Raw genomic sequence first — 15,744 nt, forward strand, 5'->3', positions numbered from 1 at the left:
ATGCGTTTTCAAGTTGTATCAGATTACAAACCAACAGGAGATCAGCCTGAAGCTATAAAAAAACTAGCTAATGCAATAAATACGGGCGAAAAATACCAAACCTTGTTGGGAGTAACCGGCTCAGGTAAAACTTTTACGGTAGCCAATGTGATACAAGAAGTACAAAAGCCAACTTTAATTTTAGCTCATAATAAAACGTTGGCGGCACAATTGTACTCGGAATTTAAGCAGTTTTTCCCTAATAATTCTGTTCAATATTTTGTGTCGTACTATGATTATTATCAACCTGAAGCCTTTATTCCTGTAACAGGCACCTATATTGAAAAAGATTTATCCATAAATGATGAGTTGGAAAAATTACGTTTAAGTACGACTTCTGCCCTACTCTCTGGAAGAAGAGATATTGTCGTAATTTCATCAGTATCTTGTCTATATGGTATCGGAAATCCGGTTGAATTTCAAAAAAATGTAATTTCAATAGAAAACGGGCAGCAACTCTCGAGAACAAAACTTTTACACCGATTAGTTCAAAGTTTATACGCTAGAACTGAGGCCGAATTTACCGCAGGAACTTTTCGTATTAAAGGTGATACTGTTGAAATTTTCCCTAGTTATGCTGATGATCCGTTTCGAATTCATTTTTTTGGAGATGAAATTGAAGAAATTGAAGCCTTTGACGCTACTTCATCCAAAGTCATTGAGCGTTATGAACGTTTAAATATATATCCCGCGAATATGTTTGTAACCTCTCCCGATGTTTTGCAGAAAGCCATTTGGGAAATTCAACAAGATTTAGTAAAACAAGTTGATTATTTTAAAGAAATAGGTAAACATCTAGAAGCCAAACGTTTGGAAGAACGAACTAATTTCGACTTAGAAATGATTCGAGAACTAGGATATTGCTCGGGTATTGAAAATTATTCGCGTTATTTAGATGGTAGACAAGCAGGCACAAGACCTTTCTGTTTATTGGATTATTTTCCTGATGATTATTTAATGGTTGTTGATGAAAGTCACGTGACTATTTCTCAAGTTCATGCTATGTATGGTGGTGACCGAAGTAGAAAAGAAAACTTGGTTGAATATGGTTTCCGATTACCCGCTGCTATGGACAACAGACCGTTAAAATTTGAAGAATTTGAAGCCTTGCAAAATCAGGTTTTATATGTATCTGCCACCCCTGCTGATTATGAATTACAAAAGACAGGTGGCGAATTTGTAGAACAAATTATTCGACCAACAGGTTTATTGGATCCTATTATAGAGGTACGCCCTAGTGCCAATCAAATTGACGATTTAATTGAAGAAATTCAGGTTCGTTGTGAAGCAGATGAACGGGTATTGGTGACTACTTTAACGAAAAGAATGGCAGAAGAATTGGCTAAATATTTGACTAAAGTAGCAATACGTTGCCGTTACATCCATTCAGATGTTGACACCTTAGAACGTGTTGAAATCATGCAAGATTTACGAAAAGGTTTATATGATGTATTAATTGGAGTAAACTTATTACGTGAAGGCTTAGATTTACCAGAAGTATCATTAGTAGCTATTTTAGATGCTGACAAGGAAGGTTTTTTAAGAAGCCACCGTTCTTTAACACAAACAGTGGGAAGAGCTGCAAGAAATGTGAACGGAAAAGCCATTATGTATGCCGATAAAATTACAAATTCAATGCAACGTACAATTGACGAAACCAATTATCGTAGAGAAAAGCAGATGAATTACAATTTGGCAAATAATAAAACGCCACAAGCATTAAATAAATCAATTGAAAATGCACTTACAAAATCTTCAATTGCTACATACAATTACATGGATGCATCAAAAGTTGCAGCAGAACCTGTGTTAGAATATTTAAGTAAGCCCGAAATAGAGAAAAAAATAAGAGAATTACGTAAATTAATGGAAAAAGCAGCTAAAGAACTCGATTTTATGCAAGCAGCCAAATACAGAGATGAAATTAAATCATGGCAAGATAAATTATAAGCACACAGTTTCTAAAACAATTAAGACTTTGGTAATTGCAAATATAATATGAAACTAAATTAACTTGCTTTTTAATTATACTGTTCTGAAAATAAAGCCAATAAGGTTTGACCATCAATTAAACCATTCGGTGATTTTTGCATCATGTTTAAAATGCGTTTCATAGCAAATGGATTGAGTCCCATATTAATCCCTATTTCATTAATTTTAATTTGTTCACGTTCATGTAATACATCATCACAATGCATTAACAACGCCAAACGATAAAACTGACAAATACGACTGAATTCATCTTTCATGATTTGAACACTGTCTTTATTTTCAAATAGTTTATGTAAAGTGGGTTTATCAATTTCTAATTCAGTGGCTACCATCTCGATAAAATCATATTCTCGATCATGCAATTCACCATCTACCAATGCAAAGGCAATCATTTCGCGTAATAAATTTAATTTTTCTTCTTGTGGTTCCATTTAAAAATGTAATTTTAATGATGAATCTATATCAAATATAAAAAAATGTTAAAAAAAAACATCTATTTTTTTATCATAATTTTAACGCTGTCCGGTAACTTGTTCGCTCAAAGCAAGATAGACACGTTAACATTAACCGCCAATAAATTGGGATACCCAAAAAAAATTTGGATTTATTTACCAGTCAATTATGCTAAAGACATACATAAGAAATTCCCGGTTCTTTACATGATGGATGGACAAAATTTATTTGACTCAAAGACTTCATTTGCAGGAGAATGGCAAGTTGATGAAACGCTAGACAGTTTAAAAGCCAATTGTATTGTTGTGGGAATTGAACACGGGAATCAAGAACGAATTAACGAATTAACCCCTTTTAAAAATGATAATTATGGCGGAGGAAAAGCAGATTTAATGTTGGATTTCATTTTACATCAAGTCATGCCGTATATTAACTCAACTTACCGAACAAAAACAGATAAAAACCATACCGCTATTTTTGGAAGCTCGTTAGGTGGTTTATTTGCCTATTATGCTGTATTTAAACATCCTGATATTTTTGGAAAAGCAGGTGTTTTTTCGCCTGCCTTTTGGATCAATAAAAAAGAATTGTTGGAATTAAGTAAAGCGACGGATAAATCAAATGCAAAATTTTATTTTATGTGCGGGACCAAGGAAAGTGAAAACATGGTAACGGATTTAAATGAATTGGCGCATGATTTAAACAGAATTCGATGTGAATGTAAAATGTTAACCAAAAAAGTCATAATTACAAATGGAGAACATAATGAAAAATTATGGCGCGAACAATTTGCAAAAGCGTATCTTTGGCTTTTCTAATTAATGAATGATGACAAATAACGATATATTTAAAAAACTACGGGTTGCCTTACAATTAAGAGACGATCAAATTGTTGAAATTTTAGAATTGGTTGATTTTCGTATTTCAAAAGGAGAAATTGGTAATTTTTTCAGAAACGAAGACCATCCCAAGTATGTAGATTGTGGCGATCAGGTATTGCGTAACTTCTTAAACGGTTTGGTAATTTATTTAAGAGGTACTAAAGAAAACCCTAAAAACCCGATGGAGGTTTTAAAAACAAATGCCGCTACTAAAATACCATTACAAAAAGAAGAACAAAAAAACAGTCCGTCTTCAAAAAAACCTGCGGCTAAAAAACCGTTTGGAAAATCTAAATTTGCAGACAAAAAACCAGTTAAATCCAATCCCGTTGAACGATTTAAATTTAAACCGGGTAAAGATTCTAAATAACAAAAGCGCATCAATTGATGCGCTTTCTTATTCATTATTTTAATAAGCAATATTCTATCCAATCGAATTATTACTATTTAACATCATTATATTTTTCATTTACCTTTTTCCAATTAATAACGTTGTAAAAGGCTTCAACATAATCTTTTCGCTTATTTTGATATTTTAAATAGTAAGCATGTTCCCAAACATCTAAAGCCAGTATAGGAGTTCCTTTAATTTCAGCATTTGGCATTAAGGGATTATCTTGATTAGCCGAAGTTGTAATTACTAATTTTCCGGTTTTATCAACAATTAACCAAACCCAACCAGAACCAAATAATTTATTCGCTTTCTCTGAAAATTGAGTTCTAAAATTCTCAAAAGAACCAAAATCTTTGTTAATAGCTTCTAAAATTGCATCTTTAGGTTCAGTTGCATTTTGCCCTAATATTTCGAAAAATAAATTGTGATTGTAATAACCACCTCCATTGTTTCTAACTTCGCTATTTTTTAAATCTAATTTTGTTAAAATTTCTTCAATTGACTTATTAGCTAAATCAGTTCCTTTTACAGCTGCATTTAACTTGTTACAATAATTAACATGATGCTTAGAAAAATGAATTTCCATTGTTTGCGCATCAATGAAAGGCTCTAAAGCATTATAGGCATAAGGCAATTTTATCATTTGAAAAGGTCCTTCTTGATCTTCAGCTCTTACGTTTTCGGGATTTCCAATTTGAGTTGAAACTGAACTCTTCTCAGGTTCTGGAATTGTAACTTCTACCAATTCCTTTTCTTTTTTACAACCTGCAAAAGTTAATAATGTACTTAGAAGTACACTAGTTATCATTAGCTTTTTCATATTCTTTTATTTTTTTGATTGATACAAAATTAAAAAAAGATAAGCTTATCGCCTATCTTTTAACAATTGATTAATGATTTCAATATATTTTTCTTTAGCTTCATCAGCACTTAAATGTCTCACTTGCATCCACGCATTTTGTTTAAAAGCAGTCACGACTTCATCTGACTCATAACCATGATGACCATAGCTTATATTTTCTGATAACGCTTGTTTATAATAAGCATAAAGAACCAATTGTACATCTTGTGGTACAGAAGGCTTAGGAATTTGTTCATTAGCAATACGAACAGCTTCCTTGAATCTTTCATCTAACGATAAATTACTCATTTACTTTTTTACTAATAACAGTTTTATTACCAATAGCCTTATCTCCAAGCTTAACATTAATTGGAGTTCCTAAAGGTAAATAAATATCAACTCTAGATCCAAATTTTATAAAACCAGCATCTTTACCTTGAACCACTCGCATGCCTTCTTTTGCATAGTTGATGATTCTTCTAGCTAAAGCTCCAGCAATTTGACGATAAAGAATTTCTCCATAAATTCTGTTGTCAATTACAACAGTTGTTCTTTCATTCTCTTCACTCGCTTTAGGATGCCAAGCCACAAGATATTTCCCAGGGTGATATTTACTATACTTTACAATTCCATTTACACAATAACGAGTAACGTGCACATTAATAGGTGACATAAATATAGAAACCATCAAACGCTTATCCTTGAAGTATTCGGGTTCATAAACTTCCTCAATTACAACCACCTTTCCATCAACAGGTGCTAAAATATGGTTATCGCTATTATCTGCTATTCTGGTTGGATTTCTAAAAAATTGAAGAATTAAAACTAAAAAAGCTAAAATTAAAACACCTATAATTTTAAACAATAAGGGATATTTTTCACTTAAAAAATAATCTGCTAGAAAAACACCAACAACAGATAAAAATGTTGAGATTAAAATTATTTTGCCTCCTTCTTTATGAAACATAATTAAAATAAATTAAATAAAATAAAAATATAAATGGTGTAACAAAAATTACACTATCTAATCGATCTAATATACCACCATGACCAGGCATGATTGAACCACTATCTTTAACTCCAGCTTCTCTCTTAAATTTAGATTCCACTAAATCCCCTAACGTACCAAAAATGGAAACCAAGATTGCTGTTCCAATCCACAAAGTTACGTTAAAAAAAGTATAAAAGTAACTAATTAATATACTAGCAATAATTGTAAAAATTACACCGCCTATGAATCCTTCTATTGTTTTTTTTGGAGATATTCGCTCCATTAATTTTGTTTTGCCAATTGATTTACCCACTAAATAAGCAAAAGTATCATTACACCAAATCATAATAAAAATAGCTATTACAATTCTATGTTCTGAAGGATACTTAAAATTAGGTAGAAGTAAAATTAGGGTAAAAGGAATTGTAATGTATAGAAATAAGTGGCTAAAGGTTTTATGATTTTTTGAAAAAGTAATATTTCTAAATAGATTATTCAAAAGCATTAAACCAAAAATCACACTACCTATAGCAATATAAACAAAATTATTAGGCCTTGGTTTTCCTACATAAATGGCCGCTGAAAGCAATATACCAAAAAGAGCAAACACATAAGGATAGTTGAATTTAGTCATTTTAGCAAATTCAAAAATACTTAGACACATAAATACAGTAAATAATATGTGAAAGCTAAGGGAAGAAAATAACGTACAAATAATAAGTAAAGCTACATAAACACCTCCAGAAAGGGCTCTAGTTAAAGTTTCATTCATTTTACAAATCTTCTAAGAGGAGTAAATATAAGTTCTTATGACAGCTTCCATAATGCAAAAAATCTTCTTCTGTTGCTTTTTCAAAATATTTAATGGCAGTAATGTTAGTTGGATATTCCCCGTTATATTTATTTTTTATATTTCTCATTCCATCACTTTTCGATTGAAGAATTTGACTTGTAGAAGCAAATACAACAATATTTGCAGGTAATTCGTCTATTTTAAACTGTTTAAATTGTTTAGATGAAAACAAAATGGAGCCTTCATCAGCAATTAAATTTTCACAAGCAGTAAAGTAAAAAGAAGGCTGATTTTGTTCTAGATGAGTTAGATTATTTTCATCTAAAAAATGAAATAATCGTGAATCAAAACATAATACATTTGTTTCAAACCAATCATTTTCAGCTAAAATATTTTCAAAGTTTTCATGAACTTCTCCGATATTCTCACAATAGATAAATTTACCGCCATTTCTCTTAAAATTTACGGTAAACAATTCGTCTATAGGCAAATTTTCATCAGGAGAATATGGACTTTTCCCCTCATTTTTATCTTGGTTTTCGTTTTCTCCTTGATTCCCAAATATTTTCTTGAAAATATTCATTCTTTTCTTCTAACGGTTCTTAACTTTCAAATATAAAAAAATCTTAATTCAAAATCACTTCCGAATTAAGATTTTTTAATATTTTTTTAACTCTTATTTATTCTGTCATTTCAGATGAAGTACTTTCAGAACTAGAAGCCTCGCAATCAACATTAGTATCTTGTTGATTTTCAGAAACTTCAAAATTATTAGTTTCAGAATTATGCTCCTCAAACGTATCAAATGGTCTTTTACCAAATATATTCTCTAAATCATCTTTAAAAATAACCTCTCTTTCAATAAGTACATCTGCCAATTGTTCTAACTTAATTCTATTTTCTGTTAAAATCTCAATAGCACGTTGGTATTGCTCTTCAATAATATTTGAAATCTCTTTATCAATAATCTGTGCTGTTTCTTCAGAATAAGGCTTAGAAAAATTATAATCTGATTGACCTGTTGAATCATAGTAGGTAATATTTCCTAATTTATCATTTAAACCATAAATAGTTACCATTGCTCTAGCTTGACGTGTTACTTTTTCTAAATCACTCAAAGCACCTGTTGAAATTTTATCAAAAACAACTTTCTCTGCAGCACGACCTCCCATAGTAGCACACATCTCATCTAGCATTTGCTCTGTACGAACAATTTGTCTTTCCTCGGGTAAATACCACGCCGCTCCTAAACTTTGACCACGTGGAACGATGGTTACTTTAACTAAAGGAGCTGCATATTTTAACATCCAACTCACTGTTGCATGCCCAGCTTCATGTATCGCTATGGCTCTTTTCTCTTCAGGAGTTAAAATTTTATTTTTCTTTTCTAGTCCGCCTACAATTCGATCAACAGCATCCAAAAAGTCTTGTTTGTTAACCGCTTTTTTATCTTTTCTAGCAGCAATTAAAGCAGCCTCATTACAAACATTTGCAATATCTGCACCTGAGAAACCAGGAGTTTGTTTAGCTAAAAAGTCTGTATCTAATTCTTCTTCTTTTTTGATGTTCTTTAAATGTACCTCAAAAATTTCTTTACGCTCTCTAATGTCTGGTAAATCTACATATATCTGCCTGTCAAAACGTCCTGCGCGCATTAATGCCTTGTCTAATACGTCAGCACGGTTTGTAGCAGCTAGTACAATAACGTTAGTATCGGTACCAAAACCATCCATTTCAGTTAAAAGTTGATTTAAAGTATTTTCACGTTCATCATTTCCTCCTGAAAAATTGTTTTTACCACGAGCTCTACCTACAGCATCTATTTCATCAATAAAAATAATAGCAGGTGCTTTCTCTTTAGCTTGTTTAAATAAATCTCTTACTCTTGATGCTCCAACACCTACAAACATTTCTACAAAGTCAGAACCTGATAATGAGAAAAATGGGACTTTTGCTTCCCCAGCTACTGCTTTAGCTAGTAAAGTTTTACCTGTTCCTGGAGGACCAACCAATAAGGCACCTTTAGGTATTTTTCCTCCTATACTTGTATATTTTTCAGGGTTTTTCAAAAATTCAACAATTTCTTGTATTTCTTCTTTAGCTCCTTCAAGACCGGCTACATTTTCAAAAGTTATTTTTACATCATTTTTTTCATCGAATAATTTAGCTTTTGATTTGCCAATACTGAAGATTTGGCCACCTCCACCAGCGCCACCGCCCATTCTTCTTGACATGAAGTAAAAGAAACCAATAATTAAAAATGTAGGTAATAAGAACGTTATAATTTCACCCCAATCACTGGTTGTTTTATAGTCATAATTAGCTAAAAGTTTATTTGTTTTAGCTTCTTGAATAGTTTTTTGAAATAATTCGGCAGAACCAATACTCTCAATTACTAAATGAGGACCTTTTTTATTTTTACTATCAAAAACAGGATTCTTGGTGTTTTTAAAAGTTGGATCTAAAATTCCTTTATCATTTAACGTAATTTCAGCAGTTTTGTTATTATAAACAATAACTTCTTTCACTTCATTATTAGCCAATAAATCTTCAAATTGAGCTACAGAAATTGGTTCTGGAAAACCAAAAGAAGATAAACCTTTGTCGAAAAAATTAATTGCTAATAAAAGTAAAATAACTACAGTTGGAAAAAACCATGGTCCAATCTTGTAAACTTTAATATTGGGTTTATTTTTGTTGTTTTCTGACATATTGACTAATATTTATTTTCTAATGAAGTAATTTTTGCATCACCCCACAATCCCTCAATGTTATAATATTCTCTAATGTGTTTTTGAAATACATGTACCACAATACTAACATAGTCCATTAACACCCACTCTCCATTTTCTGTTCCTTCAACATGCCAAGGCTTATCTTTCAATTCTCTTGATACGCCCTTTTGTATTGAATTAACTATAGCATTTACTTGTGTATTTGAAGTACCATTACAAATTACAAAATAATCGCAAACGCGATTGTCAATTTCTCTTAAATCAAGAATGTCAATATCCAAACCTTTTACATCTTCAATTCCTTTGATGATAGTAGCTAGTAAATCATCAGTACTTATATTATTTTTTACCATTTAATTTAATTCGTTTTTTGCAAAGGTATCATTTTGTTTTTACTTTTGAAAACTCGTTTCGTAAATCAAAAGCACTCATGCATATCATCAAACTCGATGCCATAGATTCTACAAATACTTTTCTCAAAGAATTGTCAGCTAATCAATATGTTGAAAATTTAACAGTTGTCACAACAGAACATCAAATATTAGGTCGAGGACAGCGCGGCTCTAATTGGAATACAGAACCAGGCAAAAACTTGACCTTTAGTGTTTTAATTAGAAATTTTTTACTTGAAATAGAAGAAGTTTATGATTTGAATGTATTAATTGCTGTATCTCTTCATCAATTTTTATCCGACTTAAATTTAACAAATGTTGCAATCAAATGGCCAAACGACATTTTGTCAGAAAAGAAAAAAATAGCTGGTATTCTTATAGAAAATCAAATCAAGAGTCAGAACGAAATTGTTTCGATAGTCGGAATTGGCATAAATGTTAATCAAACTAATTTTGAAAACCTTCCACATGCAAGTTCACTACAACTTCTGTCTTCAAAAATTTGGAATAAAGAAGAAATATTATTGTCTTTTTTAGAAAAACTTAAATACAATTTAAATCGTTTTAGACGCGATGGTGCTAATTTTTTTTGGAAATACTACAGAGAAGAACTATTTCTAAAAAACAAACCAGCTGTTTTTGAAGACCTTTCAAATGGGCGCTTCATGGGGATGATCAAAGATGTTACTGATTCTGGATTATTACAAGTTGAATTAGAAAATGAAATAATTTTGAATTATTCTATTAAAGAAATAAAGTTACTTTATTAAAACACCTATCAAAGGTTTGTTAAAGTAAGGTAAATATCTCTGTAATTCGTTACATTTGCAATCGATTTATATAAAGTATACTTTTCATGCTACAAAAAATACTTGCTCCGCTTTATTCTACTCGTTTAATGGCTGTACTATTTCTTCTTTTTGCTGCGGCAATGGCAGCGGGAACGTTTATAGAAGATGCATATAACACTGAGACAGCTCGAATTTTAATTTACAATGCTTGGTGGTTCGAACTCATCATGGCTTTTTTTGTGATTAATTTTTTTGGAAATATTTATCGTTACCAACTGCATAAAAAAGAGAAGTGGGCAACACTATTATTACACTTATCTTTTATTTTAATTCTTTTAGGTGCCTTTGTAACTCGCTATATTAGTTTTGAGGGAATGATGTTAATCAGAGAAGGAGAATCTTCCAATACCATTTATTCAGATATGCCCTATGTTACTGCCTTTGTAGACGGAATGTATAAAGGAGAAATGAAAAGAAAAACAATTGAAAAACAAGCCTTGTTCTCAAAAGCTGTAAACAATTCATTAGAAATTCACGATGAGTTTGATGGTCAACCTTTTTCAATAGAATTACAAGAATTTATTCTAAATGCTAAACAAACTTTTAAACCAAACGCATCCGGAAAATTATATTTAAAATTAGTAGAGGCAAGTCAAGGAGGGAGAAAAGAACACTATTTAGTTGAAGGTGAAGTTAAAATGATTAATAACATTCTTTTTTCTTTCAATAAACCGACACAAGGAGCCATTACCATACTAAAAACAGGAGATACTTATGAACTTCAATCACCTTTTGAAGGAAATTTTATGCGCATGGCTGATAAAATGCAAGGAATAGTAGCGAAAGACACAAAAAGTCCGTTAATGTTCCGTTCATTATACAATATGGGAGGCATACAATTTGTATTACCTGAAATTCCTTCAAAAGGGGAATTAGTATTAGCTTCAGATGACAATTATAAAGATAAATCAACGGATGATGCAATTCGATTGAAAATAATTACTCAAGGAAAAGAAGAAATTGTTACTCTGTTTGGACAAAAAGGAAAACAAAGTGAGCCCAAAAGTTTTAAATTAGGTAAATTAGAGTTCACATTAATGTATGGAAGTAAAACGTATCAGACTCCTTTTTCAATTCAATTAGATGATTTTATTGCAGAAAAATACCCAGGAACAGAGAAAAGTTATTCTGCATTCAAAAGTAAGTTAGAAATCAAAGATAATGAATCCCAAAAAACCTTTAAAGACAGTGTTTATATGAATCATATTTTAGATTACAAAGGGTATAGATTTTTTCAAGCAGGTTTTGACCCAGACGAACATGGGACGCATTTGTCTGTGAATCATGATTTTTGGGGAACATGGATTACATATATTGGCTATTTCTTATTGTACATTGGGTTAATGGCTATTTTATTTGATAAAAATACACGTTTTGACGACTTAAAAAGAAAATTAGATAAAGTAAGAATTAAAAAATCAACCCTAACACTACTGCTATTTTTCTTTTCATTAGTTGGTTTCACTCAAGAAAATCATAAAAATCACAATCATGAAGCGGAAGTAACTGATGCTAATAATACAGATACTGCTGGTAAATCAGTTGTACCCATGAAAATGCCTTCAGCTTCAGAGGCCTTAAAGGAAATTAAAAAATATATAGTGGCTCCTGACCAAGCTGAAAAATTTGGAAGAATAGTAATTCAAGACGTGGGAGGTAGAATGAAACCCGTAAATACATTTTCTTCTGAATTATTAAGAAAAGTTTCTAAAAATGATACATTTGAAGATTTAACTGCAGATCAGGTTTTGATTTCAATGACACAATATCCACAGCTTTGGGTACACGTTCCAATCATAAATCTAAAAAGAGGTAATGATAGCATACGCTCTATTTTAGGTGTTCCTAAAGATGTAAAATATGTTTCTTTATTTCAATTTTTTGATCAACAAGGAAACTATAAAATTGAGAAACAAACCGATGAAGCTTATAAGGCAGCAATTGCTAATCAGTTTCAAAAAGATTTTATGGACTTAGACAAAAAAGTACATTTGTTAAACGATGCCTTGAGTGGCTCTATTTTGAAAATATTTCCTATTCCTAATGATAAGAATAACAAATGGGTTTCTTATATGGAATTAAGTCACAAAACCAATACACCACTAGATTTTGTAAAACAAGCATTGCCTTTTTATTTAAATGAGTTAGCTAAGGCTTCTCAAACAAATGATTATAAAATGGCAAATCAATTATTAAGTGGTTTAATTAATTTTCAAAAGAAATTTGGTTCTAAAGTCATTTTAGCTGATGATAAAATAAATACAGAAATATTATATAATAAATACGATATATTTAAAAAATTATTTTCATGGTATTTATATGCGGGTTTATTAATGTTTGCCTTTGTAATTTGGAAAATATTCAGTGATAAAAAATGGGTATCTATAGCGGTTAAGGTTTCGCATGCAATTATAGCAATTCTGTTTATTCTACATTTAGGCGGATTAATAACACGTTGGTATATTTCCGGTCATGCTCCTTGGTCTGATGCTTATGAAAGTATGATTTATGTAGCTTGGGCTACTATGTTTTTTGGGTTGGCTTTTGGTCGAAAATCTGAATTAACAGTTGCGTCAACTGCTTTTGTTACAGCAATAATTTTAATGGTAGCGCACTGGAGTTGGATGGATCCTGCGATTGCAAATTTACAACCGGTTTTAAATTCTTATTGGTTAATGATACATGTAGCTGTTATTGTGGCAAGTTATGGGCCATTTACTTTAGGAATGATTTTAGGTTTAGTTGCTTTGTTTTTAATGATTTTTACGAACTCAAAAAACAAGCAAAAAATGGATTTATCTATACAAGAGATTACATACATCAATGAAATGGCACTTACGGTAGGTTTAGTGATGTTAACAATTGGAAATTTTTTAGGAGGACAATGGGCCAATGAAAGTTGGGGACGTTATTGGGGATGGGATCCTAAAGAAACATGGGCTTTAATCAGTATAATGATTTATGCTTTTGTTATACATGCTCGCTTCGTACCTTCGCTTCGTGGTAAATGGATTTATAATGTAATGAGTGTTTTTGCTTTTGCAAGCATATTAATGACATATTTTGGAGTTAATTTTCATTTAAGTGGAATGCATTCCTATGCCTCAGGAGAAAAACAAAATGTTATTTATTATTTGTATGCCGTACTAGTAGTAAGTAGTATTACAGCTATCTCGTATTGGAAATATAGAAAATTTTATAAAAAATACGCTCATGAATAAGAAGGTTGTAATTGTGGGAAGCGGTTTGGGTGGCTTGAGTACTGCTCTGCGTTTGAGCTACAAGGGCTATGATGTAACTGTAATTGAAAAGCAGGATAAGCCAGGTGGAAGATTGAATTTGTTGGAGAAAGACGGTTTCACTTTCGATGTAGGCCCTTCGTTTTTTTCGATGAGCTATGAGTTTACGGAGTTGTTTGATTCTATAGGTGAGAAAATGCCATTTGAATTGAACGAGTTGGATCCATTATACACGGTGAACATTGCGGGTTCTGATCGCGTGTTTCACATTTATAAAGATTTAGCCAAACTGGCAGAGGAGTTTCGTGGTATAGAAGATGATTTTGAGGCAAAAGCAAAAAAATACTTATTGGGCGCTAAGGAAATTTTTCATGATACGGAGTACCGAATTGTGAAGAAGAACTTCAACAGCATCATGGGATTTTTGGCTTCAATGGCTACGGTGCCGATGAAGCATTTGCCAAAAATGTTTAGAACTTTTTGGCAGGAGCTGGAGCGCCATTTTGATTCAGAGGAAGTAAAAATTATCTTTTCGTTGGTGGCTTTCTTTTTGGGAGCTACGCCATTTAATACGCCTAGCGTTTACAACCTGTTGAATTATACAGAGTTGCAACACGATGGTTATTGGAATGTGAAAGGTGGGATGTATAAAATTGTTGAAGGGATCATGGGATTGTTGCGTAACAAAGGCGTGAAGTTCCATTTTGATACGGAAATTGTTTCGGTGCAAGAGCAAGGAGGCAAGATGGTTTCTGTAACTGATTCCAAGGGTGTTGTTTATTCTGGCGATTTATTTGTGATCAATGCCGATGCAGCGATGTTTAGGGGCAAGTTCTTAGGTAGAGAAAAATATCGCCCGGAAAAATTGGATAAGATGGAATGGACGTTAGCGCCATTCACTATATACTTGGGTGTGAAGGGGAAAATGGAGGGAATCCATCACCACAATTATTTCTTGGGGGATAATTTCCGCGACTACGCAGATACGATTTTCAGGAGTTCGGTAGCGCCGCAAAAGCCTTATTATTATGTGAATGTAGCCAGCAAGAGCAATCCTAATTGTGCACCGGAAAACTGTGAAAACTTATTTATTTTATGTCCGGTTCCAGATTTGCGCGTGAAGCCAGATTGGAGTGATGCGGATACATTGGTAGATGAGATTATTGAGGATTTGGGTAAGCGCGTGGGTTATGATGTGAAAAACAATATACTTACCAAAGTTGTTTATACTCCTAACGATTGGGAGAAGATGTTCCATTTGTATAGAGGAAGTGGGCTTGGACTGGCTCACGGCTTGAATCAAATTGGGGCATTTAGACCATCGAATAAAGACGAAAAATTGAACAATGTTTACTACGTTGGAGCCAGTACCACACCTGGAACTGGGTTACCGATTGTGGTGATTGGATCAAGATTAATTACAGAAAGGATAGAAAATGAGCATCGCACTTTTTGATCAAACGGCGAAAGCCATGAGTAAGCGTTTGGCGCTGAATTATAGTACTAGTTTCTCGTTAGGAATTCGTTTGTTATCGAATGATTACCGTTGGGCAGTTTTTGCAGTTTATGGTTTTGTGCGTGTGGCTGATGAGATTGTAGATACCTTTCATGGATATGATAAAAAGCGTTTGTTGGCTGATTTTCAGGTTCAAACTTATCAGGCCATTGAAGATGGAATTAGCACCAATCCAGTGTTGCATGCCTTTCAATTGGCGGCAAATCAATTTGGAATTGGCAAAGATTTAATTGAGCCATTTTTCCAATCGATGGAGGCGGATTTGTATGCTACTTCGCACAATGAGAGTAGTTACAATGAATACATTTATGGAAGTGCCGAAGTTGTGGGATTGATGTGTTTGCGCATATTCTGCAAGGGCGATCAAAGTTTGTATGATGCATTATTGCCTTATGCAAGAAGTTTGGGAGCGGCTTTTCAGAAGGTGAATTTCTTGCGTGATATCCGCAGTGATGTGGATGAGCGGGGTAGGGTATATTTTCCTGGAGTAGATTTTAGTAGATTTACCGATCAGGATAAAATGGCGATTATTCAAGATGTAAAGAAGGATTTCGACCATGCCTATGAGGGTATTGTAAAATTGCCGGTAGGCTGTAGATTGGGCGTTTATACTGCTTATATTTATTA

15 protein-coding genes are annotated in these 15,744 nt (G+C 32.5%); 7 read left to right on the forward strand and 8 right to left on the reverse strand.

What is annotated here, in order from left to right; translation table 11 throughout:
• Positions 1 to 1,989, forward strand: a complete 1,989-nt coding sequence (gene uvrB / locus QZ824_RS03525; RefSeq protein WP_291274652.1) for an excinuclease ABC subunit UvrB — start codon at positions 1 to 3, stop codon at positions 1,987 to 1,989.
• A 71-nt stretch (positions 1,990 to 2,060) separates the two neighbouring features.
• Here the strand turns inward: uvrB and QZ824_RS03530 are convergent, their stop codons facing one another.
• Positions 2,061 to 2,462 carry a TerB family tellurite resistance protein gene (locus QZ824_RS03530; protein ID WP_014389054.1) on the reverse strand — a complete coding sequence of 134 codons (402 nt, stop codon included), beginning with the start codon at positions 2,460 to 2,462 and terminating at the stop codon, positions 2,061 to 2,063.
• Between the two features lie 147 nt (positions 2,463 to 2,609).
• Between QZ824_RS03530 and QZ824_RS03535 the strand changes: the two genes are divergently transcribed.
• Both QZ824_RS03535 and QZ824_RS03540 read left to right on the forward strand, forming a co-directional pair.
• Entirely contained in the window at positions 2,610 to 3,302 is a 693-nt protein-coding gene (locus QZ824_RS03535; protein ID WP_291274653.1) for an alpha/beta hydrolase-fold protein, read from the forward strand.
• A gap of 10 nt (positions 3,303 to 3,312) precedes the next feature.
• Entirely contained in the window at positions 3,313 to 3,735 is a 423-nt protein-coding gene (locus QZ824_RS03540) for a DUF1456 family protein (protein ID WP_291274665.1), read from the forward strand.
• Positions 3,736 to 3,808: 73 nt separating this feature from the next.
• Here QZ824_RS03540 and QZ824_RS03545 read toward each other — a convergent pair whose 3' ends face one another.
• From QZ824_RS03545 to rsfS, 7 genes are all read right to left on the reverse strand, one after another.
• Positions 3,809 to 4,579 (reverse strand): superoxide dismutase, encoded by a 771-nt coding sequence (locus QZ824_RS03545; RefSeq protein ID WP_291274654.1) that lies wholly within the window; start codon positions 4,577 to 4,579, stop codon positions 3,809 to 3,811.
• A gap of 45 nt (positions 4,580 to 4,624) precedes the next feature.
• On the reverse strand, positions 4,625 to 4,909 hold the full coding sequence (locus QZ824_RS03550) for an acyl-CoA-binding protein (protein ID WP_291274655.1): 285 nt from the start codon (positions 4,907 to 4,909) through the stop codon (positions 4,625 to 4,627).
• Positions 4,902 to 5,567: a phosphatidylserine decarboxylase family protein gene (locus QZ824_RS03555; protein WP_291274656.1), complete on the reverse strand. Its 666-nt coding sequence runs from the start codon at positions 5,565 to 5,567 to the stop codon at positions 4,902 to 4,904. The genes QZ824_RS03550 and QZ824_RS03555 overlap by 8 nt, the downstream gene beginning before the upstream one ends.
• Positions 5,557 to 6,363: a phosphatidate cytidylyltransferase gene (locus QZ824_RS03560; protein ID WP_291274657.1), complete on the reverse strand. Its 807-nt coding sequence runs from the start codon at positions 6,361 to 6,363 to the stop codon at positions 5,557 to 5,559. Before QZ824_RS03560 ends, QZ824_RS03555 begins: the two co-directional genes overlap by 11 nt.
• A gap of 1 nt (position 6,364) precedes the next feature.
• The gene (locus tag QZ824_RS03565) at positions 6,365 to 6,967 is read right to left on the reverse strand and encodes a lactate utilization protein B/C (RefSeq protein ID WP_291274658.1); all 603 of its coding nucleotides are present in this window, start codon (positions 6,965 to 6,967) and stop codon (positions 6,365 to 6,367) included.
• Positions 6,968 to 7,064: 97 nt separating this feature from the next.
• The gene (gene ftsH, locus QZ824_RS03570) at positions 7,065 to 9,095 is read right to left on the reverse strand and encodes an ATP-dependent zinc metalloprotease FtsH (protein WP_291274659.1); all 2,031 of its coding nucleotides are present in this window, start codon (positions 9,093 to 9,095) and stop codon (positions 7,065 to 7,067) included.
• Between the two features lie 5 nt (positions 9,096 to 9,100).
• Positions 9,101 to 9,472 carry a ribosome silencing factor gene (gene rsfS / locus QZ824_RS03575; protein WP_291274660.1) on the reverse strand — a complete coding sequence of 124 codons (372 nt, stop codon included), beginning with the start codon at positions 9,470 to 9,472 and terminating at the stop codon, positions 9,101 to 9,103.
• 77 nt (positions 9,473 to 9,549) lie between these two features.
• Here rsfS and QZ824_RS03580 point away from each other — a divergent pair, with 77 nt between their 5' ends.
• The 4 genes from QZ824_RS03580 to QZ824_RS03595 all read left to right on the forward strand — a co-directional run.
• Positions 9,550 to 10,281, forward strand: coding sequence for a biotin--[acetyl-CoA-carboxylase] ligase (locus QZ824_RS03580; protein ID WP_291274661.1), 732 nt, complete (start codon positions 9,550 to 9,552; stop codon positions 10,279 to 10,281).
• Positions 10,282 to 10,367: 86 nt separating this feature from the next.
• Complete coding sequence (gene ccsA, locus QZ824_RS03585; RefSeq protein WP_291274662.1) at positions 10,368 to 13,583, forward strand: cytochrome c biogenesis protein CcsA; 3,216 nt, start codon at positions 10,368 to 10,370, stop codon at positions 13,581 to 13,583.
• Positions 13,576 to 15,057 (forward strand): NAD(P)/FAD-dependent oxidoreductase, encoded by a 1,482-nt coding sequence (crtI, locus tag QZ824_RS03590; protein ID WP_291274663.1) that lies wholly within the window; start codon positions 13,576 to 13,578, stop codon positions 15,055 to 15,057. The genes ccsA and crtI overlap by 8 nt, the downstream gene beginning before the upstream one ends.
• Positions 15,038 to 15,744 (forward strand): phytoene/squalene synthase family protein (locus QZ824_RS03595; RefSeq protein WP_291274664.1); only part of this gene is annotated, 707 nt, incomplete at its 3' end. The genes crtI and QZ824_RS03595, both read left to right, overlap by 20 nt.

Source organism: Flavobacterium sp. (assembly GCF_021151785.1).
Lineage (GTDB): Bacteria > Bacteroidota > Bacteroidia > Flavobacteriales > Flavobacteriaceae > Flavobacterium.

Excerpts from the sequence above, each read along its gene's own strand:
- uvrB (WP_291274652.1), top strand. The coding sequence starts at position 1 with ATGCGTTTTCAAGTTGTATCAGATTACAAACCAACAGGAGATCAGCCT.
- QZ824_RS03530 (WP_014389054.1), bottom strand. The coding sequence starts at position 2,462 with ATGGAACCACAAGAAGAAAAATTAAATTTATTACGCGAAATGATTGCC.
- QZ824_RS03540 (WP_291274665.1), top strand. The coding sequence starts at position 3,313 with ATGACAAATAACGATATATTTAAAAAACTACGGGTTGCCTTACAATTA.
- QZ824_RS03545 (WP_291274654.1), bottom strand. The coding sequence starts at position 4,579 with ATGAAAAAGCTAATGATAACTAGTGTACTTCTAAGTACATTATTAACT.
- QZ824_RS03550 (WP_291274655.1), bottom strand. The coding sequence starts at position 4,909 with ATGAGTAATTTATCGTTAGATGAAAGATTCAAGGAAGCTGTTCGTATT.
- QZ824_RS03555 (WP_291274656.1), bottom strand. The coding sequence starts at position 5,567 with ATGTTTCATAAAGAAGGAGGCAAAATAATTTTAATCTCAACATTTTTA.
- QZ824_RS03560 (WP_291274657.1), bottom strand. The coding sequence starts at position 6,363 with ATGAATGAAACTTTAACTAGAGCCCTTTCTGGAGGTGTTTATGTAGCT.
- QZ824_RS03565 (WP_291274658.1), bottom strand. The coding sequence starts at position 6,967 with ATGAATATTTTCAAGAAAATATTTGGGAATCAAGGAGAAAACGAAAAC.
- ftsH (WP_291274659.1), bottom strand. The coding sequence starts at position 9,095 with ATGTCAGAAAACAACAAAAATAAACCCAATATTAAAGTTTACAAGATT.
- rsfS (WP_291274660.1), bottom strand. The coding sequence starts at position 9,472 with ATGGTAAAAAATAATATAAGTACTGATGATTTACTAGCTACTATCATC.
- QZ824_RS03580 (WP_291274661.1), top strand. The coding sequence starts at position 9,550 with ATGCATATCATCAAACTCGATGCCATAGATTCTACAAATACTTTTCTC.
- ccsA (WP_291274662.1), top strand. The coding sequence starts at position 10,368 with ATGCTACAAAAAATACTTGCTCCGCTTTATTCTACTCGTTTAATGGCT.
- crtI (WP_291274663.1), top strand. The coding sequence starts at position 13,576 with ATGAATAAGAAGGTTGTAATTGTGGGAAGCGGTTTGGGTGGCTTGAGT.